The organism is Streptomyces barkulensis (genome assembly GCF_002843305.1).
GTDB lineage: Bacteria > Actinomycetota > Actinomycetes > Streptomycetales > Streptomycetaceae > Streptomyces > Streptomyces barkulensis.
This window is the reverse complement of sequence record NZ_PGSG01000073.1, coordinates 61,782-79,756: the sequence shown is the minus strand read 5'-3', so window position 1 is coordinate 79,756 and position 17,975 is coordinate 61,782. Positions and strand designations below refer to the sequence as shown.

Annotated in this window: 17 protein-coding genes and 1 pseudogene; 9 read left to right on the top strand and 9 right to left on the bottom strand. The window is 74.9% G+C overall.

Going from position 1 to position 17,975, the window contains the following annotated elements:
- The first annotated feature begins 19 nt into the window (after nucleotides 1–19).
- Nucleotides 20–1,369, top strand: coding sequence for an extracellular catalytic domain type 1 short-chain-length polyhydroxyalkanoate depolymerase (locus tag CUT83_RS14475; RefSeq protein WP_101256249.1), 1,350 nt, complete (start codon nucleotides 20–22; stop codon nucleotides 1,367–1,369).
- A gap of 109 nt (nucleotides 1,370–1,478) precedes the next feature.
- Here CUT83_RS14475 and CUT83_RS14470 read toward each other — a convergent pair whose 3' ends face one another.
- Nucleotides 1,479–2,231, bottom strand: coding sequence for a polysaccharide deacetylase family protein (locus CUT83_RS14470; protein ID WP_206282672.1), 753 nt, complete (start codon nucleotides 2,229–2,231; stop codon nucleotides 1,479–1,481).
- Between the two features lie 435 nt (nucleotides 2,232–2,666).
- On the opposite strand from CUT83_RS14470, the gene CUT83_RS14465 reads away from it, so the two are divergent.
- Both CUT83_RS14465 and CUT83_RS14460 read left to right on the top strand, forming a co-directional pair.
- A complete protein-coding gene (locus CUT83_RS14465) occupies nucleotides 2,667–3,068 on the top strand; it encodes an ArsR/SmtB family transcription factor (RefSeq protein WP_240958304.1) in 402 nt (133 codons plus the stop codon).
- Nucleotides 3,065–4,810, top strand: coding sequence for a SulP family inorganic anion transporter (locus CUT83_RS14460; RefSeq protein WP_420882478.1), 1,746 nt, complete (start codon nucleotides 3,065–3,067; stop codon nucleotides 4,808–4,810). Before CUT83_RS14465 ends, CUT83_RS14460 begins: the two co-directional genes overlap by 4 nt.
- A gap of 99 nt (nucleotides 4,811–4,909) precedes the next feature.
- On the opposite strand, the gene CUT83_RS14455 is transcribed toward CUT83_RS14460, so the two are convergent.
- Both CUT83_RS14455 and CUT83_RS14450 read right to left on the bottom strand, forming a co-directional pair.
- Complete coding sequence (locus CUT83_RS14455) at nucleotides 4,910–6,130, bottom strand: RNA-guided endonuclease InsQ/TnpB family protein (protein WP_101256248.1); 1,221 nt, start codon at nucleotides 6,128–6,130, stop codon at nucleotides 4,910–4,912.
- 44 nt (nucleotides 6,131–6,174) lie between these two features.
- A pseudogene (locus CUT83_RS14450) lies at nucleotides 6,175–6,315 on the bottom strand (transposase); the annotation flags it as partial.
- A gap of 160 nt (nucleotides 6,316–6,475) precedes the next feature.
- Between CUT83_RS14450 and CUT83_RS14445 the strand changes: the two are divergent.
- Complete coding sequence (locus CUT83_RS14445) at nucleotides 6,476–6,835, top strand: arsenate reductase family protein (protein ID WP_101256247.1); 360 nt, start codon at nucleotides 6,476–6,478, stop codon at nucleotides 6,833–6,835.
- A 242-nt stretch (nucleotides 6,836–7,077) separates the two neighbouring features.
- Here the strand turns inward: CUT83_RS14445 and CUT83_RS14440 are convergent, their stop codons facing one another.
- From CUT83_RS14440 to CUT83_RS14420, 5 genes are read right to left on the bottom strand one after another with little or no spacing between them, the layout of a single operon-like run.
- On the bottom strand, nucleotides 7,078–8,586 hold the full coding sequence (locus CUT83_RS14440) for a cytochrome P450 (protein ID WP_101256246.1): 1,509 nt from the start codon (nucleotides 8,584–8,586) through the stop codon (nucleotides 7,078–7,080).
- Nucleotides 8,583–9,206: a GTP-binding protein gene (locus CUT83_RS14435; RefSeq protein WP_101256245.1), complete on the bottom strand. Its 624-nt coding sequence runs from the start codon at nucleotides 9,204–9,206 to the stop codon at nucleotides 8,583–8,585. Before CUT83_RS14435 ends, CUT83_RS14440 begins: the two co-directional genes overlap by 4 nt.
- A complete protein-coding gene (locus CUT83_RS14430; RefSeq protein ID WP_101256244.1) occupies nucleotides 9,187–9,567 on the bottom strand; it encodes a DUF742 domain-containing protein in 381 nt (126 codons plus the stop codon). Before CUT83_RS14430 ends, CUT83_RS14435 begins: the two co-directional genes overlap by 20 nt.
- On the bottom strand, nucleotides 9,564–9,950 hold the full coding sequence (locus tag CUT83_RS14425; protein ID WP_101256243.1) for a roadblock/LC7 domain-containing protein: 387 nt from the start codon (nucleotides 9,948–9,950) through the stop codon (nucleotides 9,564–9,566). The genes CUT83_RS14430 and CUT83_RS14425 overlap by 4 nt, the downstream gene beginning before the upstream one ends.
- Nucleotides 9,951–10,005: 55 nt before the next feature.
- Nucleotides 10,006–11,544 carry an ATP-binding protein gene (locus tag CUT83_RS14420; RefSeq protein ID WP_101256242.1) on the bottom strand — a complete coding sequence of 513 codons (1,539 nt, stop codon included), beginning with the start codon at nucleotides 11,542–11,544 and terminating at the stop codon, nucleotides 10,006–10,008.
- 632 nt (nucleotides 11,545–12,176) lie between these two features.
- On the opposite strand from CUT83_RS14420, the gene CUT83_RS14415 reads away from it, so the two are divergent.
- Nucleotides 12,177–12,728 carry a hypothetical protein gene (locus CUT83_RS14415; protein WP_143688558.1) on the top strand — a complete coding sequence of 184 codons (552 nt, stop codon included), beginning with the start codon at nucleotides 12,177–12,179 and terminating at the stop codon, nucleotides 12,726–12,728.
- Between the two features lie 7 nt (nucleotides 12,729–12,735).
- Here the strand turns inward: CUT83_RS14415 and CUT83_RS14410 are convergent, their stop codons facing one another.
- Entirely contained in the window at nucleotides 12,736–13,644 is a 909-nt protein-coding gene (locus CUT83_RS14410) for a Gfo/Idh/MocA family protein (RefSeq protein WP_101256240.1), read from the bottom strand.
- A gap of 245 nt (nucleotides 13,645–13,889) precedes the next feature.
- Between CUT83_RS14410 and CUT83_RS14405 the strand changes: the two genes are divergently transcribed.
- The 4 genes from CUT83_RS14405 to CUT83_RS14390 all read left to right on the top strand — a co-directional run bounded on the left by CUT83_RS14405 (nucleotide 13,890) and on the right by CUT83_RS14390 (nucleotide 17,955).
- Nucleotides 13,890–14,357: an SRPBCC family protein gene (locus CUT83_RS14405; RefSeq protein ID WP_101256239.1), complete on the top strand. Its 468-nt coding sequence runs from the start codon at nucleotides 13,890–13,892 to the stop codon at nucleotides 14,355–14,357.
- On the top strand, nucleotides 14,354–14,899 hold the full coding sequence (locus CUT83_RS14400) for a hypothetical protein (RefSeq protein WP_101256238.1): 546 nt from the start codon (nucleotides 14,354–14,356) through the stop codon (nucleotides 14,897–14,899). The genes CUT83_RS14405 and CUT83_RS14400 overlap by 4 nt, the downstream gene beginning before the upstream one ends.
- Nucleotides 14,900–14,973: 74 nt before the next feature.
- Nucleotides 14,974–16,617 carry a phytoene desaturase family protein gene (locus CUT83_RS14395; protein WP_101256237.1) on the top strand — a complete coding sequence of 548 codons (1,644 nt, stop codon included), beginning with the start codon at nucleotides 14,974–14,976 and terminating at the stop codon, nucleotides 16,615–16,617.
- Between the two features lie 192 nt (nucleotides 16,618–16,809).
- The gene (locus tag CUT83_RS14390; RefSeq protein ID WP_101256236.1) at nucleotides 16,810–17,955 is read left to right on the top strand and encodes an alkaline phosphatase PhoX; all 1,146 of its coding nucleotides are present in this window, start codon (nucleotides 16,810–16,812) and stop codon (nucleotides 17,953–17,955) included.
- Nucleotides 17,956–17,975 lie beyond the last annotated feature (20 nt).

Below are 17,975 nucleotides of genomic sequence, written 5' to 3'. Positions count from 1 at the left end.
GTCTAGGAAGGAGACGGAGATGACCGACAGATCCGTGCGCAAGGCGGCACGGGGATCCGGAGGCCGCCCGGCCGGATCGCGCATGACGGCACTGCTGGGAGGGGTGCTGCCCATGTTGACGGCCCTCCTTCTGGCCCTCGCCGCGCCCCCGGCCTCCGCCGCCTCGCTGACCGAGGTGACGAACTTCGGCAGCAACCCCAGCAACCTGCGCATGCACCTGTACGTGCCCGACGGCGTCCAGGAGCGTCCGCCGGTGCTGGTGGCGGTGCACTACTGCACCGGCTCCGGCCCGGCGTTCCACTCCGGCACCGAGTTCGCCTCGCTGGCCGACCGGTACGGGTTCGTCGTGGTCTACCCGTCGGCGACCCGCAGCGGCAACTGCTTCGACGTCTCCTCGCCGCAGGCGCTGCGGCGTGACGGGGGCAGCGACCCGGTGGGCATCCGGTCGATGGTGGACTATGTGCAGCAGCGCCTGAACGCCGACCCGGACCGGGTCTACGTCACCGGCGCCTCCTCGGGGGCGATGATGACCAACGTCCTGGTGGGCAACTACCCGGACGTGTTCAAGGCGGGCGCGGCCTTCTCGGGCGTGCCGCACTCCTGCTTCGCCACCACCGACGGCTCGGGCTGGAACAGCGCCTGCGCGAACGGCACCGTGGACAGGACGCCGCGGCAGTGGGGCGATCTGGCGCGCGGCGCGTACCCCGGCTACAGCGGGCCCCGGCCCCGGATGCAGATCTGGCACGGCACCGAGGACGGCACCCTGCGCTACCCCAACTTCAACGAGCAGATCGAGCAGTGGACTGACGTCCACGGGGTGAGCCTCACGCCCGCGTACACCGACCGGCCGCAGTCGAACTGGGTCCGCACCCGCTACGGCGGCACCGGTGACCGGGCCCCGGTGGAGGCCATCAGCGTCCAGGGGGTCGGGCACTCCCTGCCCGCCGGCGGCATGGCGGCCCGGGCCATCGCGTTCTTCGGCCTGGACGGCACCGGCTCCACCGATCCCGAGCCGGACCCCGAGCCGGACCCCGAGCCCGAGCCCGAGCCGGGGGCCTGCCGGGTCGCCTACACCACCAACGCCTGGAACACCGGGCTGACCGCGTCCATCACCGTCACCAACACCGGCAGCGTGCCGCTGAGCGACTGGTCGCTCTCCTTCGACCTGCCCGCGGGCCAGACCGTCGTCGCAGGCTGGGGGGCGAGCTACAGCCCGGGCAGCGGTGCGGTGACCGCCAGGCCCGCCTCGTACAACTCCACCCTGGCGGCCGGGGCCAGTGTGCAGATCGGCTTCCAGGCGAGCCACACCGGCGACACCGGCGAGCCCGCCTCCTTCACCCTGGACGGCGCGGCCTGCACCACCGTCTGACGCCTGCGGGCGGGACGGCACCGGCCCCGGCGGGGATCCCCGCCGGGGCCGGTGCGTCCGGGTGCGCGCGAGTGCGTCCGGGTGCGCGCGGAGGTGCGCCGCCGCAGGATCAGCGGACGGCCGGCTGGTCGAACGTGTAGCCCCGCGCCTTCAGCTGCGGGATGGTCTGGTCGACGGCCGAGACGGTCTGGCCGCGGTCGCCGCCGCCGTCGTGCATCAGCATCACGGCCCCGGGCGTGACGCGCTGCATGATCCGGTTGACCAGTTCGCCCGTGCCCGGCGGCTGCCAGTCGCCGATGTCCGCCCGCCAGCCCAGCGGCTGCATCCCCATCGAGGCCGCCACCTGCGGGGACTGTCCCCAACTGCCGTACGGGGCACGGAAGTAGGTGATCTGCGCGCCCGGAGCGGCCTGGCGGATCGCGTTGTTGACCTGCTCCAGGTTCTGGCGTATCTGCTGCTGGGACCAGCCGCCCATGTCCTGGTGGGCCATGGAGTGGTTGCACAGCCGGTGGCCGTCGGCGGCGATCCGGCTCACCAGGTACGGGTACTGCCGCACATGGTCGCCCCACAGGCAGAAGGTCGCCTTGACGTTGTGCTTGCGCAGCACCTCCAGCAGGCGGGGGGTGTGGGTGGGGTCGGGGCCGTCGTCGAAGGTGAACGAGACGGTCCGGCCGCCGCTCTGGGTGTAGGTGACGACGGTGCTGTCCACGGCCTGGACCGGTCCCGCCGTGGCCAGGGAGCTCATGCAGAGGCCGGCGGCGAGCAGCAGGGGCGCCGCGAGGCGGCGCAGACGGCCCGGGCGGCGCGGACGGCGCGGACGGCGCGCGGCCGCCTCCGTGGTGGCGCTCGTTGTCCTGGTCAAATCGGGTTCCTTCCTGGTGCGCGGCCGGGCCCGGGCTCTCCTCGTCCGGGAGCGCTCCGGCCCGGCTCGCGGTGGGGGGTGGGAAACGTGGGGAGAGAAACCTTCCGGAATTCTTCCGGTAGAACGAGGAGACCATAGGAAGCCCCCAACCGGCCGTCAAGAACCCGGAGTTACCCGGATCCGAGCGCGTTCTCGCAGGTCGGCGCGGGAGGGAGCCACCCTTTCCGGCGGGCCGGCGGCCGGAGAAACGGACGGTCGTCGGATCGGGGGCGCCCTCACTCCGCCGCCCGTCTGACACCGCCTCCACCGATCTCGAAGTTGCACAATTATGCAATTCGATAGATGCTTCACAGTGCAAGTCCTCTGCCCGAGGACCCGAGGACACCCGCTCCGGCCCACCGGGCCGGGGCGAACGCCGAGGAGACCGAGGTTCCCGTGCCGGTTCCGCTGTACCAGGCCAAGGCCGAGTTCTTCCGGATGCTGGGGCATCCGGTCCGCATCCGCGTCCTGGAACTGCTCCAGGACGGCCCGAAGCCGGTACGCGACCTGCTGGCCGCCATCGAGGTCGAGCCGCCCAACCTCTCGCAGCAGCTCGCGGTGCTGCGCCGCTCGGGCATCGTCACCGCCACCCGCGAGGGTTCCACCGTGGTCTACGAGCTGGCCGGCGGGGACGTCGCGGAGCTGATGCGGGCCGCGCGCCGGATCCTGACCGAGATGCTCGCCGGGCAGAACGAGCTCCTGGCGGAACTGCGGGACACACCCCGGACCCCCTCCCGGGCCGTCGCCCCGGCCGCTTCCCGGAGCACCGCCGAAGCCCCCGAAGGCGGCGCCGAGTGAGCACCGCCACCGGCCCGGCCCGGTCGGCCCTGGCCGCATGCCGCTCCCTGCTGCCCACCCGCTCCGACCTCGCCGCCATGCGAGCCCACCCCCGGCAGGACCTCCTGGCGGGACTGACGGTGGCCATCGTGGCGCTGCCGCTGGCCCTGGGTTTCGGCGTCTCCTCCGGCCTCGGCGCCGAGGCCGGGCTGGCCACCGCCGTGGTGGCCGGCGCCCTGGCGGCCCTCTTCGGCGGCTCCAACCTCCAGGTCTCCGGGCCCACCGGCGCCATGACGGTCGTCCTCGTCCCGATCACCGCCGCGCACGGCCCCTCGGGCGTGCTGACCGTCGGCCTGCTGGCCGGACTGTTCCTGGTGGCGCTCGCCCTGGCCCGCGCCGGCCGCTGGATGCGGTACGTGCCGGCTCCGGTCGTGGAGGGCTTCACCCTCGGCATCGCCTGTGTGATCGCCCTCCAGCAGGTGCCCGGCGCCCTGGGGGTGCCCGTGCCCGAGGGCGACCGGGTGGCGGCCGTCGCCTGGCGGGCGACCGTGGAGTTCGCCCGGGAGCCGAACTGGACGGCCGTCGCGCTCGCGCTGTCCGTGGCCGCCGTGATGCTGGCCGGCGCCCGGTGGCGGCCCACCGTCCCGTTCTCCGTCGTCGCGGTGGCCGCCGCGACCGCCGTGACCGAGGTGCTCCGCCTCGACGGCGCCGAGCCGATCGGCGACCTGCCGCCCGGCCTGCCCGCGCCCTCGCTGTCCTTCCTCGACCTCTCGGCGCTGTCCTCGCTGCTCGCCCCGGCGGTGGCCGTCGCGGCCCTGGCCGCCCTGGAGTCGCTGCTGTCGGCCTCCGTGGCCGACGGCATGACGGTGGGACAGCGTCACGACCCCGACCGGGAGCTGTTCGGGCAGGGCCTGGCGAACATCGCCTCCCCGATGTTCGGCGGGGTGCCCGCCACCGGCGCCATAGCCCGCACCGCCGTCAACGTCCGCGGCGGCGCCCGCTCGCGGCTGGCGGCGCTGGCGCACGCCGGTGTGCTCGCCGTCGTCGTCCTGGCCGCGGCCCCGCTGGTTTCCCGCATCCCGCTGGCCGCGCTGGCCGGTGTGCTGCTGGCCACCGCCGTGCGCATGGTGGAGGTCGGATCGCTGCGGGCGATCACCCGCGCCACCCGCTCCGACGCGGCCGTCCTGGTCCTGACCGCGGTGACGACCCTGGTGCTGGACCTGGTGTACGCGGTGATCGCCGGCCTGCTCGTCGCGGGCGCCCTCGCCCTGCGGGCGGTGGCCCGGCAGGCCCGCCTGGACCAGGTTGACGTCACCGGCGACATCCCCGGCGGGCACGACGAGGAGGAACGCGCCCTGCTGTCCGAGCACATCGTCGCCTACCGCCTGGACGGGCCGCTGTTCTTCGCCGCCGCCCACCGCTTCCTGCTGGAGCTGTCGGAGGTCGCCGACGTGCGCGTGGTGATCCTGCGCATGTCGCGCGTGACGACGGTGGACGCCACCGGCGCCCTCGTGCTGAAGGACGCGATCGACAGGCTGCACCGGCGCGGCATCACCGTGCTGCTCTCCGGGGTCCGCCCCGAACAGCGCCGCGCCCTGGAGTCCGTCGGCGCGCTGGATGCCGTCAGCCCCGGGGACCGGGACTGGCCCAGCACCCCCGAGGCGATCCGCGGCGCACGCGAGCACCTGTACGGGGCCGGGCTCCTGCCCGTCCCCGCCGCTCCCCCGCCGCCCGCCGCGCCCGCGCGGGAACCCGCCCGGTGAACGCCGCCGGCCGCCCGCGCCCCCGCCCGCCGTACGGCCACTACCGTGAGGCGCGTGACTCCACCCACGCGTGAACGCGCGGACTTCCTGTGTCGGTGGCTAAGCCGCCGCGCAGAGGACCAGCCCGGCCCTGTCGAGGACGTTCACCGCGCCGACGTGGTCCGCGTTCGCGGTGAACCCGCACGCCGTGCACTGGAACGTCGCTTGGGTGACGCGGCTCTTCCCGTCCACGTGTCCGCAGCCTCCGAGGCTCGGTGGGCACGTGCGGGAGGTGTTGCGGGGGTCCACCGGGATCACCAGGCGACCGGCACTCTCAGCCTTGTCCGCCAGGATCGCGAGGAACTGCCCCCAACCCGCGTCGAGGACGCCGCGATTGAGTCCGCCCTTCGCGGCGGCGCCGTTCGGCAGGAAGCTGCCGGGCGTCTCCGGGTCGGGCCGGGGTGCGGGCGCCTTGGAGATGCCCGCGATGTTGAGGCGCTCGTGCGCGATCACGTCGTGGTCGGCGATCAGCGCGCGGGCGGTCTTGTGGTGGAAGTCGAGCCGCTGCCGCCGGATCTTGGCGTGCAGCTTGGCGACCTTCCGTGCGGCGGCGCGGTGGCGCTTGGTGCGCTGCCGGGTGCGCCTGGGGAACGTCGCGAGGTGCCGCTGAGCTGCGGCCAGCTCCTCGGCCATCGTGTCGAGGAAGCGCGGGTTGGCGACGTGTTCACCGTCCGAGGTGGTCAGGAAGTGGACGGTGCCCAGGTCGACGCCGACGCTTCTCCCGGTGGGCGGCAACTCCTGGGCGGGCACCTGGTCGCAGACCAGGACGGCGTACCAGCGCCTCCCCTCGCGCTTGACCGAGATTGTCCTGACCCGGCCGCGCACCGGGCGGTGCTGGTGCACGCGCACATGCCCGACGCCTTGGAGGCGGAGGCGGGTCTGCGCATCGTGGGGGGTGGAGTCCCAGCGGCAGCCGTCGCCGTCCTTGGGGAAGGTGACGGTGTCGAAGTGCCCGGTGCCCTTGAAGCGCGGGTACCCCGGGGCCTGTCCGGCCTTGACGCGGCGGAAGAAGGCGGCGAACGCCTGGTCCAGCCGGCGCAGGGTGGCCTGCTGCGAGGAGAACGACCAGCGGCCCTGCCGCTCGGGGTCGAAGGCGCGGATGTCCTTGAGCTGGGCGGACTGGTCGCCGTAGCGGACGGTGGTCTTCGACGGGTGCCGCCAGGCGTCCCGGCGTTCCTGCAACGCTCCGTTGTAGAGCGAGCAGTGATCTTGCAGCATCTCGCCGAGCGCGGCGGTCTGGCGGACGGTGGGGCGAAGGAGGAACTTGTACGCACGGATCACGAGCCGCCCCCCTTCTGTTTCTTCCACGGGCGTTCCCACTGGGTGTCGGCCTTGGCCCGGATCAACTCCTCCAGGCGTTCCGCGACCCGCCCCTCCAGGACCGGACGGCGGTACTTCGGGCACCACACCATGTGGAGCCCGAGGTCGTACACGCCACCGGAGAACCGGCGGACCTTCCTGGTCACGGCCGTGCGTCAATTATGCGTACGGTACGTGTCCAACAGGAAGGGTGCGCCGTGGCCGAGGTGAACAGTGCAGATCCGTGCACACAGCCGAGGTCGGAGCGGGCCAAAGAAGCAATTCCCCCACCGGCTGAAGCCGGCGGTCCCCTTGCCAGGAGATCTGATGGAGATCTGGATCAATCCCGCCTGCTCGAAGTGCCGCAGCGCGGTGAAGCTGCTGGACGCGGAGGGCGTCGAGTACACCGTCCGCCGCTATCTGGAGGACCCGCCGACCGAGGACGAGCTGCGCGCCGTGCTGGAGCGGCTCGGCCTGGAGCCCTGGGACATCACGCGGACGCAGGAGGCCGAGGCCAAGGAACTCGGCCTGAGGTCCTGGCCGAAGGAGCCCGCCGAGCGGGACCGCTGGATCGCCGCGCTGGCGGAGCACCCGCGGCTGATCCAGCGTCCGATCATCACCGCAGACGACGGCTCGGCGGTCGTGGGGCGCAGCGAGGAGGCCGTGCGCGACGCGCTCTCCCGCTAGGCCCTGTCTGACAAATCCCGCCTGCTCCGCGGCGTCTGGCACGCACGCTCGCTGCGTTGTCGATCGTCGGCGCAGCACGCTGCGCTCTCCTCCTCCGCCTTGCGATCGCACGCACCAGACGCCGCGGAGCCCGCCCTTCGGGCGGACAGCGCTATTTGTCAGACAGGGCCTAGGGCCGCATCCCCCGGTACCGCGGCCCCGGGCCGCCGTCCCGGCCGCCGTCCCGGCCGTCATCCCGGCCGTCATCCCGGCTGAACGCGTCCCCGCAGGCGCCGCCACAGGCGGGCCGGCCCGCGGCCCGGTTCCGTACGCGCCGCCCCGTCCGGTGTGGCCGCCCCGCCCGGTGTGGCCGCCCCGTCCGGGGTTCCGGCGCCCGCGCCCGTTCCCGGCCGGCGCCCGCCGGCCGGGGGGCGCGCGAACGGGTTGCGGTCGTGACGGGGTGTGAACCGCACCGGCAGCGCGTCCAGACGGCGCGACCAGGACGATGAGGTCCACGTCAGCTCCTCCTCGGGGACGGCCAGCCGCAGGTCCGGCAGCCGGGCGATCAGGGTGTCGATCCCGGAGCCGGTGACGGCCCGCCCGATGTCCTGGCCCGGGCACTCGTGCGGCCCGCTGTTGAACGACAGGTGCGAGCGGTTGCCGTGCATCTCCTGGCCCGTGGTGCGTCCGGTGGCCGGGTCGGCGTTCCCGGCCGCCAGGCCGAGCAGCAGCAGGTCGCCCTCGCGGATCTCGCGCCCGGCGATCTCCATGTCGTACCTGGGGAACCGCGCGGGCAGCACCGTCAGCGGCGGCTCGTCCCACAGGATCTGCTCCACGGCGGCCGGGATGGTCATCCGGCCGCCGTTGAGTGTGCCCCGGAAGCGCGGGTCGGTCAGCACCATCCGCAGTGTGTTGACCATCAGGTTGGTGGTGGCCTCGTGGGCCAGGACGAGGACGAGCCGCAGGTGCTGGCGGACCTCGTCGTCGCTGAGCGCGGCCTCGTGCTCGATCAGCCAGGAGGCCAGGTCGGGGCCGGGCGACAGGTGCTTGGCGGCGACCAGCCGCCCCAGGATCTGGTGGATGTGCCGGTCGGCCTCCAGCGCCTTCCGCGTGCCGCCGACGAGCTGCCGGCTGGCCGCGACCAGTTGCGTCCCCTCCTCCTCCGGCAGCCCGTAGAGGTCGGTCAGCACCATCATGGGCAGCGTCAGGGCGAACTGGCCGACCAGTTCGGCCTGCCCGGCACCGGCGAAGGCGTCGACGAGCCGGTGGGCCCGCCGGTGGACGGCGCGGCGGATGGCCCGCCGGTCGAAGCGCTCCAGGCTGTCCTTGACCGCGCCGCGCAGCCGCAGGTGCTCCCGGCCGTCCTGGGAGATGCAGTCGGGGCGCCAGGCCAGCACCGGCGCCAGCGGCGAGTCGTCGGGGATCCGGCCCTCCCGCCAGTCGCGCCACAGCCGGGTGTCGCGGGCGAAGCGGCGCGGGTTGCGGGCGACCTGGAGGATCTCGTCGTAGCCCAGCAGCAGCCAGGCGGGCACCCCGCCCTCCAGCAGGACGGGCGCGATGGCGCCGTGCTCGGCCCGCAGCCGCTCGTACAGGCCCATGGGGTCGGCCGACGCCTCGGGCCCGTACAGGCGTGCGGCGCCCGCCGCGTGGGCCGGGCAGCCGGGCGGGGGCACCGCGCCGGCGGCCGGGGTCCCGCCGTGCGCGGCGGTGGACGGGCCGGTGCGTCGGCCGGCGGACGGCAGGCCCGGTCCGGGGAAGGGCGGCGTGCTCACATGACCTCCCGGGTCGCGGTGGCGAAGTCGTAGAGGTGGCGCATCAGCGTCAGCAGGACGTCGCGGCTGGAGTCGGACCTGCGGGCGTCGCAGTCGACCACGGGGACGTGCCCGGGCAGGTCGAGCGCGGACCGCAGCTCGCGGACGGGGTGGACGGGGGCGCCGGGGAAGTTGTTGACGGCGACGACGAAGGGGACGCCGCCCCGCTCCAGGCGGTCCATGGCGGGGAAGCTCTCCTCCAGCCGCCGGGTGTCCACCAGCACCACCGCGCCCAGCGCGCCCGCGATCACCCCGTTCCACAGGAACCAGAAGCGCTGCTGACCGGGTGTGCCGAACAGGTAGAGGACGAGCCGTTCGTCGAGGGTGATCCGGCCGAAGTCCATGGCCACGGTCGTCCCGGTCTTGCGCTCCACACCGGAGAGGTCGTCCACGCCGACCCCGGCCCGGGTCATCGTCTCCTCGGTGGTCAGGGGACGGATCTCGCTGACGGAGCCCACCATGGTCGTCTTGCCGACGCCGAAGCCCCCGACGACGACCACCTTGACCGACCTCTCCGCGGAGGCCGGCAGCAGGTCCTCGCGCCGCGGGCCGGGCGGCGTTCTACAGTCGTTGCAATCCATCGATCAGCGCTTTCAGGGTCTCGACGTCGGGGTCCGCGGCCGCCGTGTGCGCCGCGCGGGTCTGCCGCGCCTCCACCAGACAGTCGCCGATCAGGTCCGCCAGCAGCACCTGGAGGGCGCTGAACGGCAGGTCCAGGTACGCGGACAGTTCGGCCACGGAGAGCGGGCCGGCGCACATGCGCAGGATGGAGACGTGCTCGGGGCGCATCCCCGGCCGCGGCTCGGAGCGGGCCACGATCAGCGTGACCAGGTCGAGCACCCGCGCCTCCCCGGCCTCGGTGCGCCCGCCGGTGACGATGTACAGGGGAACGGGCGTGCCCTCCTCCCAGTCCCGTTCCCCTCCTCGGCCGTCCCCGCTCACGGGGCCTGCTCTGGGGCCCGGGGCGGACTGGCGAGGTGGTCGCCGATCCTGATGACCAGATCCCTCATCCGCCGGCTCATCAGTCCGGCGTCCACCCCCTCGTCGGCGGTCACCGCCAGGCAGGAGTTGGCGGCGGCCGCCATGAGGTAGAAGAAGCCGCCGTCCACCTCCAGCACGACCATGCGCACACCGCCCTCGCTGTGCGGGAACTCCGCGGCCACCGACTGCGCCAGGCTCTTGAGACCGGATGACGCGGCGGCCAGCCGGTCGGCCGCGTCCTTGTCGGCTCCCCACTGGGCCATGCACAGGCCGTCGGCGGAGAGCAGGACGATGTGCCGGGTGCGGGGGACGGTGACGGCCAGGTCCTTGAGCAACCAGTCCATGTTCCTGAGCCGCTGCTGCGTCGTCACGTGCAGATCACCTGATTCCACTCTGGTTTCACGACTCGTCGCCGGCCGCGGGCCGGTCCGGTGCCCGCCGGGGCGCCGGGGTCGTCGGGTGCGGAGGCGGGGACGGGGCCGGGGACGGGGCCAGGGGCGGGGACGGGGGCGTGTTCCCGCCGGATTCGGCGCCGCCGGGCTTGTCGCCGTCGGGTCCGGCGGCGCCGTCGGGTCCGGCGAAGAACGCGCCCATCCACAGCCCCGTGTCGGGGTGGGTGTCCAGGGGCGACCTCCCGGCCGCCTCCGCGCCCGGCGCCCCGGCCGGGGGGACGGCGGCGTGCCGGCGGCGGCGCTGCGGCAGCCCGTTGGCGTTCCGCTCGGCGACGGCCGGTTCGCCGTCCGCGTCCGCCCCGGCCGCGGGCCATGGCCGGGCCGCGGGCGGAGGCGCCGCCGGATGCGCGGGCGCGGGCGGTCCGGCCATGGCCCGCCGCCGGGTCACCGGCCCGGGAGGGCGGCCGCCGACCCGGGCGTAGGCCTCCATGGGCAGCGCGGTGAGCAGGTCGTGCGGGACGAAGACGACCGCGCGCACCCCGTCGCAGGTCGAGGGCCGCAGGGAGATCCGCAGCCCGAGGCGGCCCGCCAGGACGCCCGCCACGCGCAGGCCCATGCGGGCCGTCTCGCCGAGGTCCTCCAGGTCCAGCCCGTTCTGTGCCTGGGTGAGCAGGAACTCGGCGTGCCGGCGGGTCTCCTCGGTCAGGCCCACCCCCTTGTCCTCGATGGAGACCTCGATGCCCGAGGCCACCTCCTCGGTGTTGACGACGACCTTGGTGCTGGGCGGCGAGTAGCGGGTGGCGTTGTCCATCAGCTCGCTGAAGACCAGGCTCAGCGGCTCGACCACCGGGCCGGGCACCGCGATCTCGGCGATCCGGTGCAGTTCGATGCGCAGGTACTCGGCGATGGGGGCGCTGCCCGCGCGCAGCACGTCGTAGAGGGAGACGGGCTTCTGCCACTGGCGCGCCGGGCTGCCGCCGCCGAGGACGGCCAGGCTGGTGGCCACGCGGCCGGCGACGTTGACGCCGTGCTCCAGGTGCATCAGGTCGCCGAGGATCTCGGGGGCCGGGTGCTTGAACTGCATCCTGCGCAGGTCTGCCTGGAGGCGGTGGATCTCGGCCTGGATGCGGCAGGCGATGTTGACGATCGCGCGGCGGGCGGAGTCGCGCTGGAGCTCACGGTCCTGGACCGCCCTCACCACGGTGCCGGTCAGCTTCTCGTGGGCGGTCACCAGCCGCGGGTCGGAGTCGGCGGGGTGCAGCGAGGGGGGCAGTACGTCGCCGGGCGCCTCGCCGCGCTGCACGGCCTCGACGACGGGCGGCATGACCTCCAGACAGTAGTGCTCCAGGTCGGCGAGCTGCCGTTCCGCGCGCTGGTGGGCGGCGGCGGTCTCGCGGCCCCGGCGGACCACCTCGCAGGCGGCCGCGGCCACCGCGAGCGTCGCCACTGCTCCGCACCAGGCGACCGCGGCGCGGGCCGGGGCGGTGACGAAGAGCGCGGCCAGGACCGTACAGGCGGCCACCAGTACGGGGGAGGCGAACCACAAGCCCCCGGGAGAGGGGCGTCGGCCTCCCGTCAACGAGCCGGCGGGCTCCATGGGCATCCTCTGGCGTTGGGGTGGACGGTTGGGACGGATTGCGGGACGGATTGCGGGACGGACTGTGGGACGGATTGCGGGGCGGGCGGTGCTTCGGGCGGCGGACGCGACGCGGACGATGTGCCCAGGGCGCAGGCCACTCGCGGAGGGAGGGAGTCCGGCCCCGCCGGCCCCTGGCCGCCCCGCTTCGGGGCGTGGCGGCTCCGGGGCGCCGCACACGGCGGCGACACCCCGTGACGGATGCGCCTCGCTGCGTGACAGGGAGCATAGGGGCATCCGGTGAGCCGCCGCAGAGACTTGACAAACACTGCGTGAATATGCGGCGACACAGTGGGTGATCATGCGGGCGTTACGGCCCGAGCCTGCGCTTTCGCTCCGCTTTGGGCGGGTGTACGCCCCGCCACCCCTTGGCCGGAGCAGGACGTCTGTTCCATCGCCCGCCGGGGTGAAGGCCGCACGGTCCGCGGTCTTCCGGGGGGCGGGCGAAATCGCGGCGGGAAAGTGCGGAAAGCGGCCCCGCCGGAGGTGTCGGATGGGGCAGTGTGCGGTCATCCTCTCCGTGGGACGACAGGGGGGCGAGGATGAGCAGTTTCGGTACGCACCGGGCCCGTGTGCACGACGCGGCGCGGCCCGCGCACCGCCGGCTGAGCGATCTGCGGACGTGCCTGCAGCACTTCGCTCCGTACGGCTTCCGGGCGACCTACCACCATCTGCGCGGGAGCGCGGGCATACCGGGCAGGCCCGAGAAGGACCCGGATTCGCTGGTGCGGGCCGTCGAGGAGCTCCACGCGGCCCGGCAGGTGTGGCTGGCCGCCGAGGCCGCGTACGCCGGGCGCCGGGTGCGCGAGAAGCGCGCGGGCAGGCGGCAGCCCGGCCGCGCCGAGGCCTGGCAGGCACAGCGGCGCCGGTGGCACAGCCTGGCCTACTGCCCCGACCCCCGGCGCCACCCCGCCGAGCCGCTGCCGGTGGTGGTACGCCGTGTGCTGTGCGCCCGGCCGCCCGGCCACCCGGAACCGGGCGGCCCGCCGGTGTGCTGGGTGTGCGCCGAGCCGGCCGGCACCGAACTGTGGCACGACGGCTACTGGACGTACACGCTGTGCGCCGGCTGCGGGGTGAGCCTGCGCCGGGAGTGACGCGCCCTCAGGCCGTCCGGGCCCCGTCGAGCCGGGCCTCGGCCGCCGCGAGGATCTCCGTCACCCGCACCCCGAACCGTATGTCGCACGGGTGCGGCCGGCCGGTGCGGGCCGAGGTGATCAGGGCGTCCACGGCGTGCCCGAGGGCGGCGACCGCGTCCGTCTCCCCCTCCGGCAGCTCCGCCGCGCCCGCGGCGCCGCGCAGTTCCACCCGGGTCACGGACGCCGCGGGCGCGACGGCGAGGCCGAGCGCGCAGGCGCTGGAGGCGCCCGAGGCGTGGCTCAGGGCGAGCTGGACGGTCTGCCCGGCACCGCGGACGGCGGCCACCGACCCGTCGAGGTCGGCCACGTCGCCGAGCACCGGCAGCAGCATGGACAGGGCGTGCGGGCCGACGTCCCACAGCCCGCCCTTCTCCCGCCGCCAGGGCGAGTCGGCGAACGGGCTGGGCTCGGCGCCCTCGGCGAGGATGCCGCCGAGCCAGTCGGCACGGCCGAGCTGCCAGCCGCCCGTCCGCTTCCGCTCCTCCAGCCATGCCGCCGTCTCGGGCCGGAAGCGCAGGGTGAAGAAGACCACCGAGGCCACCTTGGCCGCCTCGGCCGCGCGGGCGATCTCGCGGGCGGCGGGGACGGTGGTGGCCACCGGCTTGTCCAGCAGCAGATGGCGGCCTGTCTCGGCGGCCCGTACGGCCAGGGGCGCCTGTATGTCCGGGGGCAGCGCCACGGCGACCGCGTCGCAGTCCTCCAGCAGCGCGTCCACGTCGCCGTAGGGCCGGCCGCCGAACCGTTCGGCGATGTCCGCCGCCGCCTCGGGCCTGCGGCCCCACACCCCCGCCAGCTCGGCGTCGGGGTGGGCGAGCAGTGCGGGGCCGTAGGCGAGTCGTGCCCAGGGGCCGGTGCCGAGCAGGCCGAATCTCATGTCGCGGTGTCTCCTTGGCTGTGCGGGTGGCCGTACCGGTCGCTGTACCGGTAAAGACGGGCGAGGGCGCCGCCAACCATGCCAGACGGCGGCCTGCGCCCGACACCCCGCTCCGGTCGGGGGAGGGCGGCACGCGGGCGGAGGCACGCGGGCGGAGGCACGCGGGCGGGGGCGGGCTCGTCCGTAAGGGGGTCGGCCGCCCCGCCCCGGCGGTGCTTCGCGCGAAAGCGGGTACCCGGCCCCGCATGGCAGTGCGACATGTGTGGGTGAACAGGAAGCCCGAGAGGGTGTGGAGCGTCCTCAGCGACGCCGAGCAGTATCAGAAGTGGGTCGTGGGCACCCGGGAGACCCATGAGTCGGAGGGCCGCTGGCCCGAGGTGGGCACCACCCTGCGCTACACGATCGGCATGGGGCCGCTGACCGAGCGCGGTCATACGATCGTCCGCCTCTGCGAGCCGCCCGGGCGCCTGGAGCTGGAGGCGTCGGCGGGGCGGCTGGGCACGGCCCGCATCGCCATCTCGGTGCAGCCGTGGGGCGAGGGATCGCTGATCGCCATGGACGAGCACCCCCTGCGCGGCGCGGTGGCCCAGCTGCACACCGCGCCCATGGACGCGGCGCTCCAGCTGCGGCACCGGCTGATGCTGTCGCGGCTGCGGAACGTGGTGGAGTCCGGCCGGAGCGAGGCCGACCGGGAAGCGGGGAGGCACGCGTGACGGCCAAACGCACCGGCGACCGCGCCGCCGGTAGGCCCGGGGACGACCCCGACGACCGGCCCGACCGGGCGCACCGCCGCCCGCCGGGCGTGGACGACGCCACGGTCGAGGCCGTCGGCAAGGTCACCGAGGCGCTGGAGGCGACCGAGCGGGCGCGCGGCCACCTGTACTCCTTCCACCAGATGACCGGCCGCTCCGACCTGCTGCTGGGCGAGGCGGTGGAGCTGCTGCGCGGGGCCGGGCACGTCGAGGAGGCGGAGCTGCTGGAGACCGAGGTGCTGGGCCGCAACGTGATTCCGGGCCACTGGACCTTCCAGATCGTCGAGGGCTACGACTCGCACTACTACAGGCCGTTCGCGCGACTGGAGGAGCGGGTGCGCGACCGGCTGACGGATGGTCTTAAGCATCTGTACGAGGCGGAGATGAAGGAGGCCCGGCGCACCCACGGCCACCCCGCCCACACCGCACGCCCCGACACCCGGCCCCCCGGCACCGCACGCCCCGGCACCCGGCCCCCCGGCACCGCCCCGCCCGGGTCCTGACACCCCCGCGCCGACCCGCTCCCGCGCTCCCGCGCTCCCGCACACCCGCCGTCGCAACAGGAGGCTGTCCGCAGATGTCCGAGGCGTACGACGCCGTCGTGGTGGGATCCGGCCCCAACGGACTGGTGGCCGCGAACCTGCTGGCCGACGCGGGCTGGCGGGTGCTGGTCCTGGAGTCCCAGCCCGAGCCCGGCGGCGCGGTGCGCAGCGACCGCGGCGTCCACCCCGACTACGTCAACGACCTGTTCAGCTCCTTCCACCCGCTGGCCGCCGCCTCGCCCGTCATCCGCTCCCTGGAGCTGGAGCGCTGGGGCCTGAGGTGGAGCCACGCGCCGTCCGTCCTGGCCCATCCGCTGCCCGACGGGCGCTGCCCAGTGCTGCACCGGGACCGGGAGGAGACCGCCGCGAGCCTGGAGTCCTTCGCGCCCGGCGACGGGGAGGCGTATCTGCGGCTGACGCGCCTGTGGGACGGGCTCGGCCCGGACCTCCTGGACGCCCTCCTCGCCCCCTTCCCGCCGGTGCGCCCCGCGCTGTCGCTGCTGGCCCGGCTGCGCGCGGCCGGGGGGCTGCGCCTGCTGCGCACCCTGCTGCTGCCGGTGCGGCGGCTGGGCGAGGAGGAGTTCGGCGGGCAGGGCGGGCCGATGCTGCTGGCGGGGTGCGCGCTGCACACCGACCTCTTCCCGGAGTCCACCGCCGGCGCGGTCTACGGCTGGCTGCTGGCGATGCTGGGCCAGCAGCACGGCTGGCCGGTGCCGGCCGGCGGCGCCGGCTCCCTGACCGCGGCCCTGGTGGGCCGGCTGGAGTCGCGGGGCGGGACGGTGCGCTGCGGCGCCCGGGTGGTGCGGGTGGTGGTCCAAGGCGGGCGCGCGCTCGGCGTGCGGACCGCCGGCGGGGACGCCGTACGGGCGCGGCGGGCGGTCCTGGCCGACGTCCCCGCCCCGGCGCTGTACGGCGGGCTGGTCGACTGGGAGCACCTGCCCCTGCGGCTCCAGGACGACATCCGCCGCTTCCAGTGGGACACCTCGACGTTCAAGGTGGACTGGGCGCTGTCGGGGCCCATCCCCTGGTCCTCCCCCGGGGCCGCCGGCGCGGGCACCGTCCATCTGGCCGACGGCATGGACCATCTCACCCGCCACAGCGCCCAGCTGGCCACCGGTCTGGTGCCGGACCGGCCGTTCTGCCTGCTGGGCCAGATGACCACCGCCGACCCCAGCCGCTCCCCCAGGGGCACCGAGTCGGCCTGGGCCTACACCCACCTGCCCCAGCGGGTGCGCGGCGACGCGGGCGGCGACGGCATCACGGGCCGCTGGGGGCCGGGCGAGCGGGAGGCCATGGCCGACCGGGTGGAGGAGGAGGTGGAGCGCCGCGCCCCGGGCTTCCGCGAACTGGTCAAGGAGCGCCGCGTCATGGCCCCGCCGGACCTCCAGGCGCGCGACGAGAGCCTGGTCGGCGGGGCGCTGAACGGCGGCACCGCGGCCGTCCACCAGCAGCTCCTCTTCCGGCCCGTGCCCGGTACCGGCCGTCCCGCCACCCCGGTGCGCGGTCTCTACCTGGCCTCCGCCTCCGCCCATCCGGGCGGCGGCGTCCACGGCGCCTGCGGCTCCAACGCGGCCCGCGCGGCCCTGGCCGCCGCCCGCCCCGTGGCCCACTACGTCACGGGCCCGGCCCAGGCCGCCGCCCAGCGCGCGGCCATGCGGACGCGGGGCCGCCTCGGCTGACACCGGGCCGCGCCCCGAGCGCGGTCCGGGCGGTCCCCGGACGGCGGAACGGTGGAGCCGCCCGGGGGCCGCGCCGGTGTGAACGGCTGTTCACCGGATCTTCTCCCCCGGCTCCCTTCGCCCGGCGCCGACGACGCGCGATGGTGACGTGTACACGCTCCTGACACGTTCCCTCACACGCCTGGAGTCCGCATGCAGCGACGCACCTTCCTGAGGACCGCCTCCGCCGGCGCGGGGGCCGTCGCCTTCTCCGGCGCCCTGTGGCAGGGCGCCGCCACCGCGGCCGGCACGTCCGCCGCGGCGGCCGGCCCGTACGGACCGCTGCGGGCGCCCGACGCCAACGGGGTGGCGCTGCCGGAGGGGTTCCGCAGCCGGATCGTGGCCCGCTCCAGCCTGCCGGTCGGCGGGATCCTGTGGCACCCGGCGCCCGACGGCGGCGCCTGCTACCCGGACGGCGACGGATGGGTCTACGTCTCCAACTCCGAGGTCCCCCTGGTGGGCGGCGCCTCGGCGATCCGCTTCCGCGCCGACGGCTCGGTCGACCGGGCCTACCGCGTCCTGGAGGGCACCAGCCTCAACTGCGCGGGCGGGGCGACACCCTGGCGGACCTGGCTGTCGTGCGAGGAGACCTGGCGCGGCCGGGTCTTCGAGACCGACCCCTACGGGCGGCGCGAGGCGGTCGCGCACAAGGCGATGGGCCGCTTCAAGCACGAGGCGGCGGCCTGCGACCCGGACCGGCGGGTGGTCTACCTGACCGAGGACGAGTCGGACGGCTGCTTCTACCGCTACACCCCCGAGGTCTGGGGCGACCTGTCGCGCGGCCGGCTGGACGTGCTGTGCGAGTCGGCCGGCGGCGGTGTGGAGTGGCGCGAGGTCCCCGACCCGTCGGCGCCGCTGTTCGGGAGGCAGACGCGCCACCAGGTGGATTCCGCCCGCCACTTCGACGGCGGCGAGGGCTGCCACTACGCGGGCGGCACCTGCTGGTTCACCACCAAGGGCGACAACCGGGTGTGGGCCTACGACGCCGGGCGGAACGAGTTGTCGGTGGTCTACGACGCGGACTCCCCGCTGGACGGGGTCGACAACATCACCGGCACCCCCGGCGGCGACCTGTACGTGGCGGAGGACGGCGGCAACATGGAGATCAACGTCATCACGCCCGAGGGCGCGGTGGCCCCGGTGATCCGGCTCGACGGCCACGGCGACTCCGAGATCACCGGTCCGGCCTTCTCCCCGGACGGCTCCCGGCTGTACTTCTCCTCCCAGCGCGGCACCCTGGGCGATCCGGCCGGGCTGGGCGGCATGACGTTCGAGGTGTCCGGCCCCTTCCGGCGCTGACGGCGCCCGTCCCGCACTAC

What these genes read in the sequence shown, in the direction of transcription:
- CUT83_RS14475 (WP_101256249.1), top strand. Translation starts at nt 20, where the DNA reads ATGACCGACAGATCCGTGCGCAAGGCGGCACGGGGATCCGGAGGCCGC.
- CUT83_RS14445 (WP_101256247.1), top strand. Translation starts at nt 6,476, where the DNA reads ATGGAGATCTGGATCAATCCCGCCTGCTCGAAGTGCCGCAGCGCGGTG.
- CUT83_RS14435 (WP_101256245.1), bottom strand. Translation starts at nt 9,206, where the DNA reads ATGGATTGCAACGACTGTAGAACGCCGCCCGGCCCGCGGCGCGAGGAC.
- CUT83_RS14425 (WP_101256243.1), bottom strand. Translation starts at nt 9,950, where the DNA reads ATGGACTGGTTGCTCAAGGACCTGGCCGTCACCGTCCCCCGCACCCGG.
- CUT83_RS14415 (WP_143688558.1), top strand. Translation starts at nt 12,177, where the DNA reads ATGAGCAGTTTCGGTACGCACCGGGCCCGTGTGCACGACGCGGCGCGG.
- CUT83_RS14410 (WP_101256240.1), bottom strand. Translation starts at nt 13,644, where the DNA reads ATGAGATTCGGCCTGCTCGGCACCGGCCCCTGGGCACGACTCGCCTAC.
- CUT83_RS14405 (WP_101256239.1), top strand. Translation starts at nt 13,890, where the DNA reads ATGGCAGTGCGACATGTGTGGGTGAACAGGAAGCCCGAGAGGGTGTGG.
- CUT83_RS14395 (WP_101256237.1), top strand. Translation starts at nt 14,974, where the DNA reads ATGTCCGAGGCGTACGACGCCGTCGTGGTGGGATCCGGCCCCAACGGA.
- CUT83_RS14390 (WP_101256236.1), top strand. Translation starts at nt 16,810, where the DNA reads ATGCAGCGACGCACCTTCCTGAGGACCGCCTCCGCCGGCGCGGGGGCC.